Source organism: Ruegeria sp. BG10 (assembly GCF_056538575.1).
In genome coordinates this window covers 439,596-461,486 of record NZ_JBQFTI010000002.1, presented here as the reverse complement: position 1 = coordinate 461,486, position 21,891 = coordinate 439,596, and the positions used below count along the sequence as shown (strand labels likewise).

Annotated in this window: 24 protein-coding genes; 14 read left to right on the top strand and 10 right to left on the bottom strand. The window is 58.9% G+C overall.

Translation table 11 applies throughout. The annotated features are described in order from the left end of the window. Positions 1–329: 329 nt before the first annotated feature. Together ACR0D8_RS13055 and ACR0D8_RS13050 are read left to right on the top strand one after the other, a co-directional pair. Entirely contained in the window at positions 330–1,913 is a 1,584-nt protein-coding gene (locus ACR0D8_RS13055) for a tetratricopeptide repeat protein (protein WP_480647043.1), read from the top strand. A 71-nt stretch (positions 1,914–1,984) separates the two neighbouring features. Then, on the top strand, positions 1,985–2,242 hold the full coding sequence (locus ACR0D8_RS13050; protein WP_475164184.1) for a hypothetical protein: 258 nt from the start codon (positions 1,985–1,987) through the stop codon (positions 2,240–2,242). 136 nt (positions 2,243–2,378) lie between these two features. On the opposite strand, the gene ACR0D8_RS13045 is transcribed toward ACR0D8_RS13050, so the two are convergent. Then, on the bottom strand, positions 2,379–3,299 hold the full coding sequence (locus ACR0D8_RS13045; RefSeq protein ID WP_480647041.1) for a LysR family transcriptional regulator: 921 nt from the start codon (positions 3,297–3,299) through the stop codon (positions 2,379–2,381). Positions 3,300–3,414: 115 nt separating this feature from the next. Here ACR0D8_RS13045 and ACR0D8_RS13040 point away from each other — a divergent pair, with 115 nt between their 5' ends. From ACR0D8_RS13040 to ACR0D8_RS13025, 4 genes are all read left to right on the top strand, one after another. Then, positions 3,415–4,365 (top strand): glutathione S-transferase family protein, encoded by a 951-nt coding sequence (locus ACR0D8_RS13040; RefSeq protein WP_480647039.1) that lies wholly within the window; start codon positions 3,415–3,417, stop codon positions 4,363–4,365. Next, positions 4,365–5,294, top strand: coding sequence for a DMT family transporter (locus ACR0D8_RS13035; protein ID WP_480647037.1), 930 nt, complete (start codon positions 4,365–4,367; stop codon positions 5,292–5,294). Before ACR0D8_RS13040 ends, ACR0D8_RS13035 begins: the two co-directional genes overlap by 1 nt. Positions 5,295–5,333: 39 nt before the next feature. Next, positions 5,334–5,711 carry a nuclear transport factor 2 family protein gene (locus tag ACR0D8_RS13030; RefSeq protein WP_480647035.1) on the top strand — a complete coding sequence of 126 codons (378 nt, stop codon included), beginning with the start codon at positions 5,334–5,336 and terminating at the stop codon, positions 5,709–5,711. A 93-nt stretch (positions 5,712–5,804) separates the two neighbouring features. Next, positions 5,805–6,371 carry a DUF6653 family protein gene (locus tag ACR0D8_RS13025; RefSeq protein ID WP_480647033.1) on the top strand — a complete coding sequence of 189 codons (567 nt, stop codon included), beginning with the start codon at positions 5,805–5,807 and terminating at the stop codon, positions 6,369–6,371. Here the strand turns inward: ACR0D8_RS13025 and ACR0D8_RS13020 are convergent. Both ACR0D8_RS13020 and ACR0D8_RS13015 read right to left on the bottom strand, forming a co-directional pair. Beyond that, positions 6,368–6,967, bottom strand: coding sequence for an HdeD family acid-resistance protein (locus ACR0D8_RS13020; RefSeq protein ID WP_480647031.1), 600 nt, complete (start codon positions 6,965–6,967; stop codon positions 6,368–6,370). The genes ACR0D8_RS13025 and ACR0D8_RS13020 overlap by 4 nt on opposite strands. A gap of 20 nt (positions 6,968–6,987) precedes the next feature. Further along, entirely contained in the window at positions 6,988–7,299 is a 312-nt protein-coding gene (locus ACR0D8_RS13015) for a hypothetical protein (RefSeq protein WP_480647029.1), read from the bottom strand. A 163-nt stretch (positions 7,300–7,462) separates the two neighbouring features. On the opposite strand from ACR0D8_RS13015, the gene ACR0D8_RS13010 reads away from it, so the two are divergent. Beyond that, the gene (locus tag ACR0D8_RS13010; protein WP_480647027.1) at positions 7,463–9,055 is read left to right on the top strand and encodes a tetratricopeptide repeat protein; all 1,593 of its coding nucleotides are present in this window, start codon (positions 7,463–7,465) and stop codon (positions 9,053–9,055) included. A gap of 98 nt (positions 9,056–9,153) precedes the next feature. After that, a complete protein-coding gene (locus ACR0D8_RS13005) occupies positions 9,154–9,384 on the top strand; it encodes a hypothetical protein (RefSeq protein ID WP_480647025.1) in 231 nt (76 codons plus the stop codon). Positions 9,385–9,423: 39 nt separating this feature from the next. On the opposite strand, the gene ACR0D8_RS13000 is transcribed toward ACR0D8_RS13005, so the two are convergent. Further along, the gene (locus tag ACR0D8_RS13000; protein ID WP_480647023.1) at positions 9,424–9,852 is read right to left on the bottom strand and encodes a hypothetical protein; all 429 of its coding nucleotides are present in this window, start codon (positions 9,850–9,852) and stop codon (positions 9,424–9,426) included. A 105-nt stretch (positions 9,853–9,957) separates the two neighbouring features. Here ACR0D8_RS13000 and ACR0D8_RS12995 point away from each other — a divergent pair, with 105 nt between their 5' ends. The 4 genes from ACR0D8_RS12995 (at position 9,958) to ACR0D8_RS12980 (ending at position 14,110) form a co-directional block, all read left to right on the top strand. Continuing rightward, on the top strand, positions 9,958–10,722 hold the full coding sequence (locus ACR0D8_RS12995) for a helix-turn-helix domain-containing protein (protein ID WP_480647022.1): 765 nt from the start codon (positions 9,958–9,960) through the stop codon (positions 10,720–10,722). Positions 10,723–10,980: 258 nt separating this feature from the next. Beyond that, entirely contained in the window at positions 10,981–12,309 is a 1,329-nt protein-coding gene (locus ACR0D8_RS12990; RefSeq protein WP_480647020.1) for an MATE family efflux transporter, read from the top strand. Positions 12,310–12,761: 452 nt separating this feature from the next. Next, the gene (locus ACR0D8_RS12985) at positions 12,762–13,223 is read left to right on the top strand and encodes a carboxymuconolactone decarboxylase family protein (RefSeq protein ID WP_480647018.1); all 462 of its coding nucleotides are present in this window, start codon (positions 12,762–12,764) and stop codon (positions 13,221–13,223) included. Further along, the gene (locus ACR0D8_RS12980) at positions 13,220–14,110 is read left to right on the top strand and encodes a sigma-70 family RNA polymerase sigma factor (RefSeq protein ID WP_480647016.1); all 891 of its coding nucleotides are present in this window, start codon (positions 13,220–13,222) and stop codon (positions 14,108–14,110) included. Before ACR0D8_RS12985 ends, ACR0D8_RS12980 begins: the two co-directional genes overlap by 4 nt. Before the next feature lie 58 nt (positions 14,111–14,168). Here the strand turns inward: ACR0D8_RS12980 and ACR0D8_RS12975 are convergent, their stop codons facing one another. The 4 genes from ACR0D8_RS12975 to ACR0D8_RS12960 all read right to left on the bottom strand — a co-directional run bounded on the left by ACR0D8_RS12975 (position 14,169) and on the right by ACR0D8_RS12960 (position 18,599). After that, positions 14,169–15,854, bottom strand: coding sequence for an alkaline phosphatase family protein (locus ACR0D8_RS12975; protein WP_480647015.1), 1,686 nt, complete (start codon positions 15,852–15,854; stop codon positions 14,169–14,171). 40 nt (positions 15,855–15,894) lie between these two features. Further along, positions 15,895–16,869 carry an adenylate/guanylate cyclase domain-containing protein gene (locus ACR0D8_RS12970; protein WP_480647013.1) on the bottom strand — a complete coding sequence of 325 codons (975 nt, stop codon included), beginning with the start codon at positions 16,867–16,869 and terminating at the stop codon, positions 15,895–15,897. 359 nt (positions 16,870–17,228) lie between these two features. Continuing rightward, positions 17,229–17,561: a YegP family protein gene (locus ACR0D8_RS12965; protein ID WP_480647012.1), complete on the bottom strand. Its 333-nt coding sequence runs from the start codon at positions 17,559–17,561 to the stop codon at positions 17,229–17,231. Between the two features lie 135 nt (positions 17,562–17,696). Continuing rightward, positions 17,697–18,599 carry a LysR family transcriptional regulator gene (locus ACR0D8_RS12960; RefSeq protein ID WP_480647010.1) on the bottom strand — a complete coding sequence of 301 codons (903 nt, stop codon included), beginning with the start codon at positions 18,597–18,599 and terminating at the stop codon, positions 17,697–17,699. A gap of 138 nt (positions 18,600–18,737) precedes the next feature. Between ACR0D8_RS12960 and ACR0D8_RS12955 the strand changes: the two genes are divergently transcribed. Continuing rightward, entirely contained in the window at positions 18,738–19,484 is a 747-nt protein-coding gene (locus ACR0D8_RS12955) for a PhzF family phenazine biosynthesis protein (protein WP_480647008.1), read from the top strand. 296 nt (positions 19,485–19,780) lie between these two features. On the opposite strand, the gene mscL is transcribed toward ACR0D8_RS12955, so the two are convergent. Beyond that, entirely contained in the window at positions 19,781–20,215 is a 435-nt protein-coding gene (gene mscL / locus ACR0D8_RS12950) for a large conductance mechanosensitive channel protein MscL (protein ID WP_475164212.1), read from the bottom strand. A gap of 472 nt (positions 20,216–20,687) precedes the next feature. Between mscL and ACR0D8_RS12945 the strand changes: the two genes are divergently transcribed. Next, on the top strand, positions 20,688–20,888 hold the full coding sequence (locus tag ACR0D8_RS12945; RefSeq protein ID WP_475164214.1) for a hypothetical protein: 201 nt from the start codon (positions 20,688–20,690) through the stop codon (positions 20,886–20,888). A gap of 83 nt (positions 20,889–20,971) precedes the next feature. Here the strand turns inward: ACR0D8_RS12945 and ACR0D8_RS12940 are convergent, their stop codons facing one another. Further along, positions 20,972–21,697 (bottom strand): TetR/AcrR family transcriptional regulator, encoded by a 726-nt coding sequence (locus tag ACR0D8_RS12940; RefSeq protein ID WP_480647006.1) that lies wholly within the window; start codon positions 21,695–21,697, stop codon positions 20,972–20,974. Positions 21,698–21,891: the final 194 nt, after the last annotated feature.

Below are 21,891 nucleotides of genomic sequence, written 5' to 3'. Positions count from 1 at the left end.
CGTTTTGCAGGAGGAACATGCGGACGTTCCCGTCGCGATACGAGATGGTTACGGTTAGTAACGCAGGTTACGGTATGCGAAACGCAGCAATTACAGACTGTTATGAGAGGTGTCGCAATTTGGGCCGGCTCACTGTCCCGGGGTGCGATTTGACCAATCCCCTCAATCGCCAGATCCAAGTCGGAACGCTTAGGTGGTCGAATCCTTTGCCCTGACCTAAAGTTACCTGGCGAACAGGACAGGGGAGACCAAACATACCCAACCCCGAAAACGTCGATCCGAAACGCATTCGAGACCAGCTTGAGCGCGTTCTCGAAAGCGATTACTTCGTGCACGGGGAACGCCACGGCAGGTTTTTGCGTTACATCGTCGAGGCGGCGATTGAAAACCGGACAAAAGACCTGGGCCAATACAGCATTGGTATCGACGTTTTTGATCGGAGCCAGGAATTCAACCCGACCTCGGATTCCATTGTCCGGGTCGAGGCAGGGCGGCTTCGCTCCAAGCTTGCCGAATATTATGCAACGACCGGCGCAGACGATCCGATCGTCATCGATCTGCCGCGCGGCGGGTACGAACCGGTGTTTTCCCGGCGTGTCGATAAGGCTGACGCCCCGGATGCGCGCCCTGATCGGCTGTCAGACAGCAGCCCGCCGCGTCGGACAGCGGTCTACCTGGCCGCAGCTGTACTGGCCTGCGGGGCGGCTTTGGCGCTTTGGTTTGTATTTGCCACTACCAGCGGCCCTGTCCTGACGCCGCGCGACGCCGGCGGCAAAATCTCAATCGCCGTTCTGCCCTTTGACAACATGAGCACCGATCCAAGCCAGGACTATTTCAGCGATGGGATTTCGGAAGACATCATAACGGATCTGTCCGTAATCTCAGACCTGCGCGTGATCGCGCGGCATTCGACCTTTGTTTACAAGGGCAGGCCCGTCAGTATCAGTAAAATCGGCGATGACCTGAACGTCCATTATGTTCTGGAAGGTAGCGTTCGCCGACAAGGGGAGAGGCTCAGAATAACGGCCCAGCTGATCGATGTTGCAACCCAGGCGCATGTCTGGGCCGCGCGGTTTGATCGCGACCTGTCGGATGTTTTCAAAGTTCAGGACGAGGTGACCTCGCAGATTGTATCAGCGCTGGAAGTGGTGCTGTCCGACACCGAGGCCGAGCGGCTGATCCACAGAAACACGGCAAGCGTCGAAGCGTACGACCTCTACCTGCGGGGGCAGGAACGTTTCTGGCATCTGGATGCGACGGGCGTGAACGAAGCCGTCGCGTTGTTTCAGGCCGCCATTGATGCAGACCCGGACTTTGCCGAAGCCTATGCCTGGAAAGCCCGCGCACTGACATTCGCCTTTCTGGGCGGCATAATCCCGTCAGAACACGCCCCGGTCGACAAAGCCAATGCGCTGGCCAAGAAGGCCATCAGCATAGATCAGGGACTGCCAATGGCGCATGCCAACCTTGCATGGGCACTCAGGTGGCAGGGTGATCTGCAAGGCGCAGCCGAGGTCGTCAATAAGGCGATCCGGCTTGATCCGAACGCGGCGGATGCGCTGCTGTGGAAATCCATGATCCTGTCTGCGGCCGGGGACGGCGACGGGGCGCTGAAAGCCATCGACCGGGCAATCGCGCTCAACCCGAATTACAGCGTAACCTACACGCTTGCACTTGGCAGGGCCTATATCGCGCTGGGAGATTACGAAACCGCCCTGTCGCATTTTCAGCGCACCGTTGCCCGCAATTCGAAATTCCTGCCCGGGCGCATTCATCTGGCCTTCGCCCTGGAACGGCTCGGCAAGAGCCAGGCCGCAAAGGCTGCGTTCTTGGAAATTGACGCCGAATTTCCTGCATACCGACAAAGCCCCAGCTACAGGTTCTTTCTGTCCGAGTGGCCGGACGATGGCTGAGCCAACGGAATTGATCGCAGCCCCTCGGGTACCAAGACGCTTTACGCAGCTTCCTCAATCCCGATATACCCATGCGCAAACAGCAGGCAGGCAGGATCATGGCAGCAGAAGATTTGGGTTTCTCGTATAAGCGCCTTAAAGGAGGCGACCTGAAAATAACGCATCACGGGAAGCCGGCAACAACCCTCAGGGGCGAAAAGGCTGACTGGTTTCTGGAAGACATGGAGTCCATGGACTTTGCGTCTCAGCAACAGGAGATGGCCCGCATCACGGGAAATTACCGCCGGGGCAATGAACGCCTGGCAAAATCCCATCCCCGCAACAGGTAGCCGCGTGCGGCGGCGAGTTCCGGTACGAGTCACGAAGTTGAAATCGTCCGGGATCCGGGCGCGTTGGTTTGGCCGCGCAAGAACTTCTATTAACATAATCATCCTTATGGGTTACATTGGTCCTCAGCTGTTGCCCCTAAAGCGGACCTGCATCTAAATCCCAATAAGGCACGTCGCGCCCGATACGTCCCACGATGAAATCCAGAAAAGCCCGCACTTTCGCCGGCATGTGCTTTCGCTCGGGGAAGACGGCGTAAAGCGCCTGTTCAGGCAGGCGATAGTCGGGCAGCACCCTGACCAAACGGCCACTGGTCAGGTGGGCCCCGGCGATAAAGGTCGGCAGGCGACCGATGCCGAGCCCGTCAAGAAGCGCGGTGCACAGGGCTTCGCTGTTGTTCACGCGCAGAACACCGGATGTCTGAACGCGCACGTCACCCGCGGGACCGGCCAAGCGCCATTCCGAGGGGTCACGCGAATAGGCGTAGTGAAGGCAGGTGTGCGTCAGAAGATCCTCGGGTGTTTCTGGCGTTCCGGACTGCGCAAGATAATCCGGCGAAGCGACAATCACGCTGTGGATCGGGGCGAGTCTGCGCGCGATCAGGGCCGAGTCCGGTAGCGTGCCTGCGCGCAAGGCCACGTCGATGCCCCCTTCGACGAGATCGACAAATTTGTCATCCATCGTCAGATCAATTCTGATCCCCGGATATTGCCTGAGGAATGCAGCAATCAGAGGCGCAACATGCAGCTGTCCAAAGGACATGGGTGTACTGAGCCGTAGTAATCCAACCGGTTGCCCCTGCAACGCCGCAACCGCGTCTTCGGCGTCCTGCGCTGCGCCAAGCGCCTGCGCCGCATGGGCCAGATAGATTTCGCCCGCCTCGGTAAGGGAAATGGACCGCGTCGACCGATGAAAAAGCTGCGTTCCCAGATGGGCCTCCAGCACGCCGATCCGCTTGCTGACCGCTGATTTCGTCAGACCCAGATGCCGGGCGGCGGCTGCGAACCCGCCATGGTCCGCCACAGCAACAAAAACGGGGATAGCGCCAATTTCAGTCATGTTTAAGTTCCTTTGGGCGAGTTTTTCTCGCCTATAAGTTTCCGTATCACACGATTATCATCGAAATAGAAGGTAAATAGGTTGTGGGCATGTCCTGTTAATGCCGGAGGCTGACATGCCCAAGATGCTCATCAACGGAATACTGCGTGATAAACCGCCGGCCTCGGACGGCCGTTTTCACCGCCTGCAAAGCCCATTCAGGAGCCACATCAGCGCGCAGCCGGGCGCCCCATTCCCGAATACGGCGGGCCGGTATCACCTGTACTTATCCAAAGCCTGCCCCTGGTGTCACGGCGTCGATCTGGTTCTGACTTTGAAGGCCCTGCGCGATGCGTTCAGCATCACCTGGATGGACCCGATCATGTCGGAAAACGGCTGGGTCATCGACCAGACCCTGTTCAACGACCAAAGCGGCGTCGAGCGCACCCGCTTCCTTTACGAAGTCTATCAGCACGCCAAGCCGGACTACACGGGTCCGATTAGCGTGCCTGTGCTGCTGGACAAGGTGACGGGCCGGATCGTCAGCACCGAATCGGCCGAGATCATGCGCATGTTTCAGACGGCGTTTCCCGATGCTGCGGGACCCGATCTTCGCCCGTCCCATCTTTGCGACGAAATCGACCGGATCGCCGAACAAATTCAGTCACCGATCCGCGAAGGCGTCTATCGCGCCGGGTTTGCAACCAGCCAGATCGCGTATGGCGAGGCCGTAACGGCGCTCTTTGCCTGCCTCGACGCGATTGAAGAAACGCTTGGCCAACGCCGGTTTCTGGCTGGAGACGTGCTGACAGAGGTTGACCTGAAGCTGTTTCCGACACTTCTGCGGTTTGACCCGGTCTATGTGACCCACTTCAAGACCGACTACAAACGCATCAGCGACTATGTTGCCCTGTCCCGCTATCTGGCCGACATCATGCGGTTGCCGGGCGTGGCTGACGCTGTGGACATGGCCCATATCCGTCAGCACTACTTCCTCAGCCATCGGCACATCAACCCCAGCGGAATTATCCCGATCGGCCCGGCTTCTCTGCGCTTAACCGATGTGCCGGAAATGGGGGCCGCGTGATGCCTGATATTGTCAGAAGATCCCCTGTATCAGCGCTGATCATGGCCATCGGTGTCCTGGTGGGGGTCAGTTTCACTTTGTCCAAATTCGTCTCGATGGCGGGAATATCAGCTCTGACCGCGTTGTTCTGGCAGGTTTTGCTGGCAAGCATCGCGCTGTTGGCGTTGTGTTTGCTGTCGAAGAAGCGTGTGGCGCTCAACACGCGGCACATTCCCTATTATGTCGGTGCCGGAGTTTTCGGTGTCAGCGGCCCCGCACTGATCGGGTTTCTGGTGCTGGAGCACGTGAGCCTTGGGTTCTATTCCGCCCTCGTCACGCTGTCACCGCTGTTTACCTTTGCGATAGCGGCACTGATCGCGCGCAGGATGCTGCCGTTGCATCGCCTGGTTGGTATTCTGATCGGCCTTGCCGGGGTCAGCCTTGCCACCATGGGTGGGTTTGACCTGTCGGGTGTCGAGCCGGCGTGGATTGCCCTGTCGCTTTTGGGGCCCTTGTTTCTGGCCTGCGGCAACGTCTTTCGTAGCTATGCCTACCCGCCCGGCGGCGATCCGTTGGGGCTGGCGACCGGAACGCTTCTGTCACAGCTGTTGCTGATTTCCGCCCTGCTACTGGGACGCGGCAGCACAATCAGCGACGTCTCGGTGCCCCCTGCCCTGCTTGGCGCAATTTTCGGCATCGGATCCATCACCGCGCTCAGCTATGCGCTGACCTTCGAAGTTCAGCGGCGCACGGATGGCGTTGGGTTCGCGCAGGTCGGCTATTTTGCCACGCTTTCCGGCATCGCAATCGGGGCAATTGTCTTTCGCGAACCTCTTGGCCTTGGGCTGCTGGGGTCCCTCGCAATCCTGTTCCTTGGGCTTGCCGTCACCAACCGTCACCTGAAACTCCCGCCGGTCCTGCACCGACGGTCACAGGCCAACCAGACTTAGACCCACCGATAACTTTCAAACAGAAAAGGAAACCAAAACATGCAAATCACGGCCCCCACCACAGCGGCCCACGCGCCCCGGATCGCGTCCCTTTATACCGCTGTTGACGCGCTGGACGAAGCCGGCGTTGTCGAGCATGTCACCGAAGACGTTCAATTCCAGCTTGGCAATTTCGAACAGATTGACGGGCGCGCAGCCGTGCAAGCCGCGAACGCGGGGTTCTTTGCCACGATCCTGGGTATGCAACATACCATCACCGGCATCTGGTCCAGCGGCGATACCGCGTTCTGCGACGGCACCGTTCACTACACGCGCAAGGACCAAAGCACGCACGACGTGCGCTTTGCTGCACGGTTCAACTTTCGCGAGGACAGGATCGCGGATTACCGGGTGTATGTGGATATCTCGGGTCTTTGATGCCTGTGATCAGGGCGGTGCGCTTTGCCTGCCGCTCTGGCCGACACGGGCAGAAACAGCCATAATTGCGATCCAGCTTCGGAAGAGGGTTCGATGACCGATCGCAGCATTCTGGAACAGCTCATGTCGATGTCCGACGACGTCTGGGACCGGCACACCAACCCGTGGAGCGGCTGGAGCCGCCTGAGCATCCCGCCCCTGTTCGTTCTGGCCGTCTGGAGCCGGGTTTGGCTGGGCTGGTGGTGCCTTGTTCCGATCGTTGTTGTTGTCTTTTGGACTTGGTGGAACCCGCGCGCCTTCCGCAAAACGGGCAACCCGGATAACTGGATGTCCAAAGGTGTACTTGGGGAACGGATCTGGCTTGCGCGGGCGAAATCGCCGATCCCTGCAAGGCACCGCCAGATGCCTCTTGTTCTGGCCGCAGTCAGCGCGGTCGGTATCGGCCCCTTGGTCTGGGGGCTTTGGCAGCTTCAATTCTGGCCGACGCTTCTGGGGTTGCTGCTGGTTATGGGTGGCAAGCTGTGGTTTCTGGACCGCATGGTCCGGTTGTTTGAAGACACCCGGGCGGAGGGCAAGGTAAATAGCAGCGCAGCCCGACAAAAACAGAAAGCAGGAGCATCAGATACCCCTGCCATTCCGGGTCCGCCGGGACACGCTTAAGCTTGTGGCCCCCCATGCGCCGAGGACCGCTGCGACAGCCCCAAAGACATCAAGGACACACCGGCGAATATCAGGTTCAGGCCGGCAAGAACCCCCAGCAGAACAAGGGACGAGCCATTGACGATACCGGTCAGGATCAGCCCGCCAAGCAGGATGGCCATCGCGCCGGACGCAATCATCAGCGCCATGGGCCGTTCCTGACGCGACCGAATGGCAATTACTATCCGCAACACACCTTCGGCCAGAAAAACCGCGCCAAGCGCAAGGGTCAGTGCCAGAACGCCGCCGAACGGATCAAGCAACAGAAAAAGCCCCGCAAGCGCGTTCAGAACACCGATGGCCAACAGCCAGAAGAACCCTTTCCACGCCTTTTCCGCAAATGCCTGAATCGCTGTGACGATGCCTCCGCCCAGCAGGGCCACGCCGACAAAGGCTTCGACGGCCAGCGTGGACATCAGCGGGAAGGCTACGGTGCACAGCCCGACACAGAGCATGGCGACGCCGAGCACGATCAGCCAGACTGGTCGAGGCTGCCAACCGGCGGCCTCTTCCATGAGCGCGGGATTCGGCACGGTTTCATTAACTGAATCAGTCATGTCGACCTCCGGGATCAGGGTCAGGCGACCGACTTGTCGAGATGATCGCGATAGGCGGCAACGGCGGCGTGCAGGGCCTCCCAATGGTTCTTCGCCTGATCATGCGCGTCCGTCACGGCGTCTTCGCCTTCTTGCTGGATGCGGTCGGCAAGTTCGGTGACCTTGTCTTTTGCTTCCTGCAGGTCGGATTTCAGCTTTGTCACCTGTTCCTGGGTCCACTTGTCGGTCGCGTCGCCCGCGTCCCTGACCTTCTGTTCGAACGATTTCAGCTCGTCCTCGACACGGGAATAGTCGTCTTTGGCTTTCTGTACGAATTCGGAAAATTTTGTCATGGTTCAGTCCTTTCATGGGTCATGTGTTTGCTGGGCCCGTTTGAGCGCCATGACCCGGACCCTCGCAAATCCCCGGCCCGCGTCCGAGTGAGTCACGGTTAAACCGCCGCGCTGTCTTGTGACGCGGCCCGTCATCGGACAAAGTTGAGCGACGGAGGGAAACATGCTTGCCGAAGTAAGCTCTGCCATAGATCCGCGCGCTATTCAGGAACAGCTGAAGCGCGTCCTCGTCAGTCCGCATTTCGCGGATACCACGCGCCTGAACCGCTTTCTGTCGCATATTGTCGGCGAAGCGCTGGCGGGCCGGTCCGAGACGCTGAAAGGCTATGCAATCGGCATTGACGTTTTCGACAAGCCCGAGGATTTCGACCCCACCTTCGACACGATCGTTCGGGTTCAGGCCAATAAAATGCGCAGCCGGCTGGATCTCTATTACGCTCAGGAAGGGCGCGAGGACCCGGTGAGGATCCATATTCCCAAGGGGTCCTACGCCCCGGTTTTTGAGATCGCGTTTGACCCCGAACGCCGGACCGATGCCGAAACGCCCCCGGCGGCAACCGGACGGGTCGCGGTGGCCGTGATGCCCTTTGACAACCTGAGCGGAGACCCGTCGCAGGAATACCTGGCCGACGGGTTCACCGAGGAAATCATCTCGGCCATCGCCCGGTTTCGCGAGGTGAGCGTGCTGTCCCGGCACGTCACCTTTCGCTTTCGCGGGCGCGGCCGCGATCCGCGCGCGGTCGGAAGCGAACTGGATGTTCAGTATCTGGTCGAAGGCAGCGTGCGCCATTGGGACAACAAGCTGCGCGTGACCGCCCAGTTGATAGATGCAGATACCGGCCAACAGGTTTCCGCGGACACGTATGACCGCGACCTGAGCGCGGACAGCCTGTTTGAAATTCAGGACGACATTGCCGCGCGGATCGCCACGGAAATCGCGGAACCCCATGGCGTGATCCACCGAACGGGTGCCGTGCAACGCAGGGCGCAGACGCACACGATGGACGCCTATCAGTGCCGGTTGCTGGCCACCGAATATTGGCGTGAGCCTACGGCTGAAAAACACAAGAAGGTCCGCGACCTGCTGGAGCGCGCCGTTGAGATTGATCCCGAATATGCCGGAGCCTGGGGGATGCTCGCGATTGTCTACGGCGACGAAGTGCGCGGCGGGTTCAATTTTCGCAAGTCCCCCCCGCCCTTCGATCGTGCGCTTGAGGCTGCGCAGCGTTCAGTCGCTCTGGATCCGCTGAATGCCACCGGCCAACACGCATTGTTTCTGACCCATTTTCATCGCGGCGAGTTCGAAAGCTTTGAAGAAGCGGCAGAAAAAGCCTTGCGCGCCAATCCGAACTATCCGGACATGTTGGCCGATCTGGCGGCCTGCTTTGCCCTGCGCGGCGATCTGGAACAGGCCGCGAGACTGAGCGCCCGGGCGATCGAGCTGAGCCCCAACCCGCCCGGCTGGTACCACGCAGGCACGTTCCTGATCTGTTTCATGAACGGTGACTACAGCGGTGCGCGGTCAGCGGCGCGCAAGGTCGGTGGTGGCATGTGGAATGGCTCTGAAGTGCTTGAGCTTATGTGCGTCCCCTACACGGAACCGGACGCTGACCTGGGTTCAACCCTGTCGGCCTTGAAGACCAACATTCCCGATGTAGACCGGTTTATCCGAACACTCTACGCGATCTGGCATGTGCCATCGGACATCTCACAGAAAATGACCGAGGCGCTGCGCAGAACCGGGGCGTTGGACTGAGGTCCGGCCGTCACGGATTTAACGGTGACTCACTCTGCCCGTTCCACCGCTGTGCCGTAGGAAGGTCCTGACATTGCAGCAAAACCCGGAAACGACCCATGTTAACTCTGCCTCAGCGCCTTGATCTGATGAAACTTGCGACGGATATCGCAAAAACCAAGGCCGGCTGGTCCGAAGACAAGCCGGCCAAACTGGAAGAAGAGATCCTGTCCATTTATGAGCGGCTCAGGCCAAGCGTCGAAAGCGGCAGCGCCTTTGAGAACACCAGCATGTCCGATGTGAAAACCGCGGTTGATGTCGCCTCGACCATCGACGGTTTTCTGGAATAGCCTGTCCTTCTTTTCTATCCCAATGGATGCCGCATCGCATCAGGATGTTGCGTGTTCGCTTGCCGTCCGGGGGCGGCAGGACATCAGGATCAGGACCAGAAATGACAGGTTCAGAACGACGTTGAAGGGTGCGCCCACCAGAACAGAGCCTGAGCTGTCGACGCAAAACCAGGACCATGCCGCAATCTGTGCGGTCCTGGCCGCGGCCACCGCCGAAACCGGGGCAACATAGGTTCCCAGCGCCCACTGCATCCCCCCCAAGCCTACCGTAAGGCCGCCGGAGATGACCAGCAACAAGGGCGACGGAACCGTCAGTTCCGAGGGAACGTCGTGAATTGGCCAATACGCAATTTGCAGAAAGATATGCGCGACGGGGTGCAGGAACGGCAGCGCCGCCAGCGCAAGAAGCACCCCGGTCGCGACAAGAACACCGCCAGATATCCGCATCGCGGACTGTTGTTGGGTCATGATCGTCTCCTTTCGATATGCGTCCTTCATGCGACGCGCGGCGGATGCAAATCAATTACCTCAGAGGTAAGTGATTTCTGTCCGGTCTCTTGCTAAGCTCGGTCCATGACACCCTACCCCGGCATGCTGAAAGAGTGGCGAAAGCGACGCAGGATGAGCCAGCTGGACCTTGCGGTCGAAGCCGAAGTCAGCGCGCGCCATATCTCGTTTCTTGAAACAGGGCGGTCCCGGCCCAGCCCGGACATGATCCTTCACCTGTCCGAGGTCATGAACGTTCCGGTCGATACCCGCAATCAGATGATGCGCGCCGAAGGGTTTGCGCCACGTTTTGCGGCAACGCCGATTGATGACGCGGCGATGTCGCCAATCCGGGACGCGGTCGAATGGACGCTTCGGCAACATAACCCTTACCCGGGAATGGTGCTGGACCGGCTCTGGACGGTTGTAATGCTCAACAGCGGTGCGCAAAGGCTGTTCAAGCCGCTGGGGATCGGCGAGGGGCAAAGCCTGCTGGAACTGGTGACCAGCCCGCTGATGGCTGAACTTGTCGAAAACTGGCCCGAGGTCGCGCATCACACGATGTTGCGTCTTCGCGCCGAAAGCGCCAATGCGGGCGGTATACCCGAACTGGATGCGGCGGCGCGCGCGTTGTCGCAACAGGGACACGCCCGCAGTGACGCGGTGATCGGGCCGACAATTTCAACGATCTACCGGTTTGGGGGTCAGCGGCTTTCCCTGTTTGGAACCATTGCGCAATTCAGTACGGTCACGGATGTCACGCTGGACGATATGAAGATTGAACTGTTTTTTCCGGCCGACGACCAAAGTGCAAAATTCCTGCATGACCTTGCGCACGCGGCTGCCAATTAGAGGCTGGTCTGGCCAGTGCCCCCCACAACATACCGGCAAACACCGCGCAATCCTGACATCACCAGGGTTCGGCAAACAGCCCTGCAAAAGCAATCTGGACGCCGGTCAATTATTCCCTTAGAACCTTACACGTTAACTTGTCCCCAAAAGGACCAATCTCATGGTGTTCCCGTCGCAGGGCTGAGCAGCCCCTCTTCCTTCCGAGCATAAAGCTCCTTACCGCGACTTTTTCGCCGGACCTTGTCCGGCAGGTGACCCATGACAGACCAAATCCTGATTTCGCAGGCGCCCACCCGCGCCGAGTTCATGCCGCTGATCCGGCTGGCCGTTCCGCTGATGGTCGGGCTGGCCGCCGCGCTTTTGATTGGTGTCGTAGATACGGCGATGATTTCTCCGCTCGGGACGGTCCCGCTGGCGGCGGCAGGCGTGACCACAGCCGTTCTGATCATCCTGATTTCCGCCCTCTGGGGCGTGATCACCGCAATTTCCGTTCAGATCAGCCAGGCCGAAGGCGCGCGCGATGCCGCGCGGGTTGCGCTGGCGTTGCGCAGCGGGTTGTTGTTGTGCCTTCTGGGCGGCGGCGGCGCGACATTGGTGATGATGGCACTCTATCCGCTGCTGGGTCCTTTGGGACAACCCAAGGAGGTTCTGGCAATCCTGCTGCCGTACTGGATGTCGATGGCGATCTGGATCGTGCCTTTTACGCTGTTTTTTGGCCTGAAGGCTTTGTTCGACGCCGTCGGACGGCCCTGGACGGCTGTGGCGCTGTCGTATCTGGGGGTCCTGTTCAACGTACCCGCAAACTATGCCTTCATTCACATCCTTGATCTTGGAATTCTGGGCGCGGGTCTGGCCAGCATACTCTCACAATGTACGTCGCTGGTTGCCGGGATTTATGTGCTGATGCGCGCGCCCGGGCTTGCCGCCTTTCGTCAGCGGGTGACAGTTGCCTGGGCGGATGTCTGGTCACAGGCCAAGGACGCCCTGCCGCTCTGTCTTGGATACGCTGGTGAGGGCGGGGCCTACGCTGTGGTGGGCTTGATGATGGGCTGGTTGGGGGCCGAGGCGCTGGCCGCCCATCAGATCGTCAACGCGCTTGCGGGGCTGGCCTATATGATCCCGCTTGGCATGGCGGGCGCGGCCTCGATCCGTGTCGGTCTTGCGGTCGGCGCAGGAAGTCAGGAGAGGCTCAGACCGATCCTGAAGGCGTCTTTTGTGATGGTCACGCTCTGGCAGGCGGTTGCCGCCATCGTCTTCATTACCGCTGGCCGTGTGATGGCGGAAACCATGTCGGATGATCCGGCCGTCATTGACCTTGCGGTCACGCTGTTTTTCATCGTGGCACTGCTGCAGGTCGCAGATGGCGTTCAGGGCACCGCGCTGGGTGCGCTCAGGGGGATGTCGGACATGAATCTGCCGACGATCATTACCCTGACAGCCTATTGGCCGCTTGCTTTGCCGGCCAGCTATGCGCTGGGATTCCTTTTTGATCTCGGAGCGGTCGGCGTCTGGATTGGCTATACTCTGGGTCTGGTGGCAGCGGCGATCGCCCTGCCCCTGCGGTTCTGGGCGCTGACACGGCCCTGAGTTTGGAGGCGGTGGTTTCGTTCCGCAAAGACCGCCTTGAAACTTTTGTGCCGACTTCGGCCGGCGAAGACGGCAACCCTCAAAATCTTTCGGACCGGATCTCAAAGGACCCAGCATAGGCCAAGAGCATTCGCACTGATAATGTGTCGATAAGTTCCGAGCGCGTCTATCGCCTGATGCCAGGCCAGAGCTAGGATATCGGCCTCGCCGGCTACATCCCGGAACTGGCCGCCGAGTCGTCGATTTTGCCAACGGAGCTGTACGAATTTGCCTGTCATTTTCACGCGATTTAAAGAAAGAACCCGCGCAGAACTGAAGGCAGCGCAAAACATACCTCTGGAGTAGAATGGTGAAAGGCGACATGGGTGGTACCAAAATATTTTCGCCTGCATGTCACACATCGCCCCTCTGCCGCGTCCTGTATTCAAACACCACAGAAACAGGAGCTATGCATGCAACCCCGTCTCAATCATTTCGCCGTTGCCCCGCAACTATTACAACCGATGCTCGATATGGAAGAAACCCTGAAAAAGTCGGGCCTGGAACACAGCCTGATCGAGCTTGTCAAACTGCGCGTGTCGCAGATCAACAGCTGCGCTTTTTGCATCCATATGCACACCCATGACGCCCGGGCGCATGGCGAGAGCGAGGACAGGATGCACCTTTTGAATGCATGGCGCGAGTCGTCGCTTTATTCCGAGCGTGAACGCGCCGCGCTGGTCTGGGCGGAAACCCTGACCCGCATCGCGGATGAAGGGGCCCCGGATGACGCTTATCAGGCAATTTCGGCGCAGTTCTCGGACCCGGAAAAGGTTGCATTGACGCTGGTCATCACTGCGATCAACGCCTGGAATCGCATTGCCATCGGCTTTGCCATCCCACATCCTGCCACAAAGGAGGCCTCTGCCGCGTGAACACCAAGACCCCCGATCTTGAGGACCTGACTTTTGTCGATCTGCAACCGCGCCTGTTCGCGGTTGCCTATCGGATGCTGGGAGCCGTCAGTGATGCCGAAGACGTGGTGCAGGACGCATTTCTGCGCTGGCAGCGGGTTGATCAGGGTCAGGTCAAAGATCCCGTCGGGTATCTGATCCGGGTCACGACCCGTCTGTGTCTGGATCACCTGCGGGCCGCCCGGTCCCGGCGCGAGACCTATCCCGGAGAATGGCTGCCGGAGCCGTTGATGACCGACGACGCCACGGAACGGCTGGACCGCGACGTTTCGGTGGCGCTGCTGCTGGCACTGGAACGTCTGACCCCGCTCGAACGGGCGGCTTTTCTGCTTCATGACGTGTTCGAACATTCCTATGGCGAACTGGCGCAAGCCCTGGATCGCGGGCCTGACACCTGCCGGCAACTAGTCAGCCGCGCCCGCAAACACGTACAGCGCAACAAGCCGCGCGCACCGGTGGAACCAGACCGTGGCGAAGCCCTGACCCGGGCCTTTTTTGTCGCATCCAAAAGCGGTGACACAGCCGCACTGACCCAAATGCTGGCGCAGGATGTTGAATTGTATACGGACGGCGGAGGTAAGGTGCCGGCGACACTCAACCCGATATTCGGCCGCGACAAGGTGATCCGGCTGTTTCAGGGGCTGGCCCGCAAGCGGTCAGATAAACGCATCCGGCCCTGGCAGTTCTGCCGGCTGAATGGCTTACCTGCCGTATTGAGTCTGGAACCGGGGGACATTCTGCAGGCCACATCGCTGGACATCGACCACGGACAGATCACAGCGATCTACAGCATCCGCAATCCGGACAAAACGCGCCATCTGGCCGGAATTCTGCCAGAATACCCATGAAACACGCCGCTGTGTATTAGCCATATGCAGATCGCACGCGGACCGGGCGACGTCAGCATCACTCCGCTGGCAGCGCCTCTTGCAGAACAGTGCCCGCGGCACCGCTTGGCAATGTGGTGCCGAAGATACGGCTCAGCGTGACGGCAACGTCAATTGTGGCAACCCGGTCATGAACGCGGCGCGGTGTGATCCCGGGACCCGAGAACAGGATAGGCACATGGGTGTCGTACCGCCAGGGCGAGCCATGCATGACCGCCACCGCGCCCTGATCCAGCAGGAACGCATAAGGGGACTGAACCACATAGATATCGCCGGACCGGCCCGGGTGAAGGTTGTTTTTGATTGGGGTCTCGAAAAAGCTGCCAGCCTGATCCGCAAGCGGGTCGCGCGGCATCGCCATTGCAATGCCCGACCGGGCCATCAGGCTTTCGGCCACCAGTGTTTCGATGTCCCGTAGGTCCGCCCCGGCCAGTGCAATGGCTTCATGATCCAGATAGATATAGGGGCGAAAAAAGGCTTTGATCGCCTTTTCCACGCCGAACTGCTCCGCCAGTTCCTGATTAAGTTCTTCCAGCAACACCGAGGGCTGATTGCGCGCGCTTTCAAAACCCTGATCGATCATGAACTCGGCAAATTCGGGCATTCCGTGATCGGCGGACAGCACATAAAGCACGTTTTCCGCCCCAATTTCGGTATCCATGAAGGCAAAGAACTCCGCAAGGGTCCGGTCCAGCGCGCGCACCATCTCTTCGTTTTCCAGGCTGGAAGGGCCAAAGAAATGGTTGGTCGCATCCACACCCGAAAAGCTGACGCTGAGATAGTCGGGATACGCGCCCTGCCCCAGACTTTCTGCCAGAACCGCCTCTTTGGCCAGCGATGCAACCAGTTGGTCGCCCAGAGGCGACAGTAGGACCTGCGTGTAATACAGCCCATCCTCGGGAGCGCCATAGGGATGCGGGAAGGTCCGGCCAAATCCCTTCAGATCCGCCTCATAAGGGCGGTCATCATTGTCGGCCAGAAGATAGCTTTCCACCGGGTCTGCCAGTTCCCAACTGGTGCCGATGGCCGCGTCCGCGGGCCGGACCACGTTCCAGTTCGCCACCCATTCAGGGTAGGCGTCGTAATAATAGGCACTGGTTTCAAACGCCCCGGTCGCAGCCGACATCCAGAACGCCTTGCCGAAATGCCCGGCCATGGACACTGCGGACCGGTCCTTGCCGGAAAGAGCAATGATCTTGGACCGGCCATTGTTTGACTTATAAAGCTCGTCGCCAAAAGTGGTCACCAACAGGTTGCGCGGCGACCGTCCACCCGCTTCAGCTGCGGCCTGCGCCGGGTCGGTCTGGTCCACTTCTCCGGCAAATCCCTGCACCGGCAACAGGGGGTAATCGGGGTCTTCGATATTGTATCCGATCCGGCCGGATTCGCGGTTGTACCACGCATTGCCGATCATCCCGTGTACCGACGGATGCGCCCCGGTGGCCAGCGTTGCATGGCCGACGATGGTTTCGGTATTGGCGTGAAGATGGTGGGCATCCGTATACCAGACACCGCCATCCATCATCCGCCGAAAACCGTCCGGTCCGAAGCTGGACCCGTAGCGTGAAAGAAGATCGCCGCGCAGTCCATCTACCGTGATCTGCACGATCAACCGGATGTCCGCAGGCCCCTCGGCGCGTGCCTGTAAGGGCGATTGGGCCATCGCAGCGGCAAGCAGGGCAAAAGCCGTAACAAGTCGTGTCATGAATTCCCCTTCCCTTTTCCCCCATAGGCCACCGCGGGTATCAATCCGCCCAGCCCAACCGAAACAGCATGTGCGTCCCTTCAAACCCCTTCAATTGAACGTCGACCGGATCGTCGAAGTCAAATCCGCGGTTGGTCCCCGCCATCAGGCGCGTGATGTCCGACAGGCGGATTTCATCCGGGGCAGCCGCGCTGGTGACGCGGGCGGCCTTGTTCACCACATGGCCGAAAAAGTCGTCTTCCGTCTGGACCACATCGCCGCTGTGGATACCGATCCGCAGCGACAGCGGCGGTTCGTGAACCTCGGCCGCGTTTTGTTGCTGGATCATCAGTGCGGCCGTCAGGGCAGCGTGGGCCGACGAAAAGGTCGACATCGTGCCGTCCCCGAGGGATTTGACAAAAACCCCTCCGGCATCGGTCACGATACGCTCAACCAGCGCCAGATGCCGTCTGACGGTTGCCGCCCAGCTCTGATCACCCATCGCGTCGGCCAACGCGGACGAGCCGACGATATCGCTGAACATGACCGAAGCCATGCCCTCCTTTTGGCCGATCGTGAAATTTTCGCGTGCCGCCCGGACCAGAGCATCCATCGCGGTTTGTTCGATCCCCATCTTCTCGATATTGGGCATGGCATTCGAGCCATGAAACTGAATCATCCGCCACATTCCGTCCTCGATCACCAGAACGAAAGTGAAGCGGCACGGAACCAGTTTGCCGTTACTGTGAAACCTCAGGTTGGCAAGGCAATGCGCCCATCCCACCTCGCCCAGCTCGAAGGCGCGCAGACTGGACTCCTCCCAATCGAATTCGGGAATTTCACGCGCATGGGCTGCAAACCCGTCGCGCAGAACCTTACCCCACCAGGTCTCGCCCTCGGCGCTGCCCTGATAACAAAGGTGCTCAGAGGTCGACAGCATGTTGGTCAGAGTCCGGCCGTCCTTGCGCCGCATCGCTTCGTTCCATCGGCGAACGACGGCAACCAGTTCGGGCGACGCGGTGGGTATGTTTGCCATTACTGTATCGGCCTGCCAGTTCTCAAATCCCGGTCTCCTTTCAGGTGGAAACTGCAATGCGGTCCATATGCCAACGAAGATGCTAAGTAGACCAACACTGCCCGCCCCGTTCGGACCGATCAAGTCAGGCGTGCGCTTTGACGGGCTGACAAGGCCTGAATTCAAATGGAACGACCGCTGCGCGCCCGTCCGCGTTTATACAAAGAAGATGGTGAGGCCGCCAAACGCGCCGTTCCTGACAACCAAATCCCGGGTGTTTCGGCGGCGAACTTAGGGCGGGCAAAAACGTGAAGCTTGTCCACGCAGTTCGCCCGCCGCATTTGATGCAATGCCACGCGGTTTGGAATTACCCCGTCAATTCAGGAAAGATCGTCGACACGCGCGTCTGGCGCACTTCGTTTGACGGACTCGATCCCGTTATCCCGCCCTGATGTGCTGGTATAGCTTTCGCTGGTGCCGATGACCTGACCGTTGCTGGCCTTCAGGTTGAACATATGACCACCGGATTTGGTTTCCTTGCGCTCATACCTGTCATCATTCGGCGCATTGTTCTTGACCGACTCAATGCCGTTCGTGGCTCCTGCTTTCTGCGCATATCCTTCGCTGGCCAGAATGGTTTCACCATTTCCGGCTTTCAGGCGAAACCGAAACTCACCGGCCTTGTCTTTGTATATTTCGAACTTCGCGGCCATAAGACGCCATCTCCTCTGTTCTACTATCGGTTTTTCCAAAGACGTTCCTATAATTGCGCAAATGTCTCAAGAAAAAAGATGAATCCAGTGTTCAACTGGCGGCACCCCGAAGCCTTCAGCCCGCGTCCGAGGGCGTCAGATTTCCAGTGCCGCCTCGCGTTTCAGGCAGCCTGCGGCAAAATCGACAAACGCGCGAACCTTTGCGGACACCATCCGCCCTTCGTGGTGCACGATGTGAACCGGCGCCGGGGGCGGTTCGCAGGTGGCGAGAACAGCCCGCAGACGCCCGTCAGCCAGATACGGTGCGACTTGATAGGACAACAGTCGCGCCAGACCCTGACCCCGAAGCGCCATTTCGATCACCGCATCATTGGTGTTCATGCTGATCCGTGGAAGAACGCGCACAGATACCAGCTTGCCCTGCTTCTGAAACTGCCACTGGCCCGACGGTGACAGGGCTTGCGAGTTGATCAGGGCGTGCCGGTTCAGGTCTTCCGGGCATTCGGGTTCGCCGGCCTGCTCCAGATATTCGGGTGCGGCAAATACAACTTGTCTGACCAAACCGCAGCGCACCGCCATAAGGCCGGAATCCGCAAGCGGACCTATCCTGACGCCAACATCAACGCCCTCGTCTATCAGGTTGACAACCCGGTCCACGTATAGCGTTCTCGCCTCGATGCTTGGATGCTGCGCCAGAAACTCGGCCAGAATTGGCGTGATGAACATCTTGCCAAACAGAACAGACGCAGTGAGGTTAAGCAGCCCTTTGGGTTCCTTATATGTCCCGAGTGCCGCGCTTTCCGCCTGTTCCAGATCAACGAGAATGCGCTTGGCATCTTCCAAAAATCTGCGCCCGCTCTCGGTCAGCATGACAGACCGCGTTGTTCGCACGAACAACCGAACGCCCAGATCACTCTCCAGCATCGAGATGGTGCGCGTCACGGACGGCGGCGACATGTTCAGATTGCGCGCCGCGACGGCAAAGCCACCCAGATCGGCCACTTTCGAAAAGACCAGAAGCGCGTGAAATTTGTCCATGCCATTATTCCAAATACTTGAATAATAAATTCACCTTTATCATCATTCCGCCAATTTGTGAAACGGCCTATGTTGCAGCAGACGGCAGCGAACACGCCACCAAGGCACAAAACGCCTGCGGGATTTGGGAGAAATGCAATGAACGTAAACAAACCCATCGGCCGAAACGTGACCGTTCAGATCGTGCACGGATTTGTGGACAACGGACAGGGTGGCAATCCTGCCGGGGTCGTTCTGGATGCCGACGGCTTGACCGAGGCGCAGATGCTGAAGGTCGCGTCACAGGTTGGCCTGTCCGAAACCGCCTTTGTCTCGCAATCCGCGACCGAGGGCTTTAAGCTGGATTTCTTCACCCCGAACCGGAGGATCGCCCATTGCGGTCACGCGACCATCGCGGCGTTTTCGCATCTGGATGCGCTCGGTCGCATTCCCGAACCCGAAACTTCTAAAGAAACCGTGGATGGACCCCGGCGGATCAAGATGAAGGATGGCGCCGCGTTTATGGAACAGTTGGCCCCCAAATATGAACCGCCTGAGGACTGGGCCGCCAAAGGTGTTGGGCTGCAGGACATATTGGGATCACTGGGTTTGTCCACAGATGACCTGGACCCTGACCTGCCGCCGGTGCTGGTCAATACCGGCAACAGTTTTGTCGTGATCGGAGTGGCCGACAGGGAAATCCTGGCTTCGATCAATCCCGATTTCGACCGGATCACCGAGATCAGCGACCGCCTGGACCTGATCGGATACTATGTATTCACAACGGCCCAATGCACCGACGGGCGCGATGCCACCACGCGAATGTTTGCCCCCGATACGCGATTCAGGAAGAGGCCGCGACGGGAATGGCAGCGGGACCGTTGGCCTGTGTGCTGCATGACCTAGGCCACCGCCGGCAAAGTGAATTTCTGATAGAACAGGGCGTGTTCATGGCCCCCCCTCGCCCAGTTTGATTCAGGTGGAACTGGAGCTTCAGGACGGCGCAATTGCCGGCCTGATGGCCGGCGGGCATGGCAAAGTCATGCGATCCTTTCAATTGTCGGTGTGACTAAAACTGCGTTTGGGGCGACATCACAAAACACGGATGCCGCCCCAAATTGAAAACAATTGCAGATTGTCGAGGCAATTCACACACCGGACCGGATGGCGGTAAACTGCCGGAGAAAACGTAGGCGCTGGAACTAGGCCTGTGACTTCAGCAGATCCCGAATTTCCGCAAGTAGCTCTTCGGTGCCGGGACCTTTGGGTTCTTCAGGCGCCTCTTCTTCCTTCTTCATGGCGGCGTCCTTAATGCGGTTGACGGACTTGACCAGCATGAACACCACCCAGGCAATGATCAAAAAGTTGATAACCGCCATGATAAAGGCACCATAGGCGAATACGGACGCACCGGATTCCCGCGCTGCTTCCAATGACGCTCCTTCGGGAACGTCACCCGCAAGCACCGCATAATTGTTGGTAAAATCCACGCCGCCGGACACCAGTCCGATTATGGGGTTGATCAGATCTCCGACCAGCGAGGTTACAATGGCGGTAAAGGCCGCGCCGATGATAATGCCGACGGCCATGTCCATGACATTGCCCTTGGCGATGAAATCCTTGAATTCGTTCAGCATGCGTAATTCTCCCTCGATTTACTTTTTCATTGGTTCGTTATCTTTCGAATTTCCGTCAATATAGCGCGAAATCAGAGATGTGTAACGTCTGAGAAACAATGGGTTTCTGCCCGGCGGGAGTGGACACCCCTGCCCCATTGGTTAGTTTTACCAAATTCCCGGTCCGGGCGAGTGACGCTCGCGGCAATGGGCAAGAACTCGCCTGTACAATAGACGAGCCGTCTTCCGGACCCGCTGACCCACGTCGACCTTCCTTTGTTTCTTTTCCCGACAAATTCACCGCATCCCTCTTTACAAACCGACCAGCGGTCTCTAACTACCGACTTCCGGTCTGTTATCGGCGGATTTGCTGCGGCCGACCGGGTTTGACTGTGTTCTCCTGCCGTGAACCGCCCATCTTTTGCGCATCAGCCTCTCTACGAACACCACCCCGAGGAGTGTCCAACTGCGCCTGACAGAAAAGGATTGAATCATGCTTCGTGAAACCATTCGCGCACCGCGCCTGATCCTTGCATTTGGCACCTTCAACTTTGGTCGGGTAAGGCTGTGGCCGGCATCGGGCCGAACGGCGAGAGACCCCAAGATCACCGCCAACCTGCCCGACCACCTGCACCGTGACGTCGGCCTGATCGCGCCGGCCCCAGAAGATCGCGAACTATGGTGGAGGTACTAATTCCCTCGGTCCAGCCGTACTGGCGTCGACCAAATACGGGAAAATAAAGCCCGGCCAGAGTTTCGGCTCTGGCCGGTTGCCGCCTAACCTTCCGGCGGAGAAGCAGGAGGTTCCGTCGCCATCGTGACCTCTACCGCTTCGGGCCATCCGAAGTTTGTCGTGCCATCCGGCAAGCCCAGAATACGGTCGAGGGTTAGGAACTGCATGTCGATGGCGGCCTGCAGTTTTTTTGCGGCATGGTCCGCCGCATCGGTGCCCCGCGCGTCAATCGCCCTGATCAGCGCAAGATCCAGGAAGGTGCTCAGAAACAGGATCAGTTCAACGGCGGTATCAACATCGGCGACGATAAACGTCCCGTCATCACAGCCTTTCTGAACTATTTTGGTCAGCACAGGCGTCGCGCCCGCCCTGACCCGGCGCTTGAACTGTTCCATCAGGACCAGGTTCTTGTCCTGATTCATGACCCGGAAAAACTCGACCTGACCCGGGTAATCATGTTCGCGCAGATAGTTCGCCCGCAGGTGTATAAAGTTGAAAAGCAGATCCAGTGCCGAGGACGTCTCATCAGCGGCGACAACCGTCACCTGCGACAAGACAGCTTCGGCCATTCCATCCAAAACACCGAACAGCAACTCGTCCTTGGACTTGAAGTGATGGTAGAACCCGCCTTTCGACACGCTGGCCAGGTCAAGTACATCCTGAATGGTTGTATCCTCGAAGCCTTTGGAAAAGAACAGCATTTGCGCGCAACCAAGCAACTGACCGCGCCGTTCTTCGGGTTGCATGTTCTTGCGCTTCGTAGTTTTCATCCATTTTCCTCTTGAAAACCGACCGACAGTCTGTAAATACAGACCCACGGTCGGTTTATACTCCGACTCACCGGGCAGGGCAACGCAATTCCCCTGCCGACCCGATTAATACGACGCGCTGACGCAGCCCGAAACCGTAGGCACCACGCTTTACGGACCTGGTCGGGTTGTGTCCACCAGACAGGATGGAATGC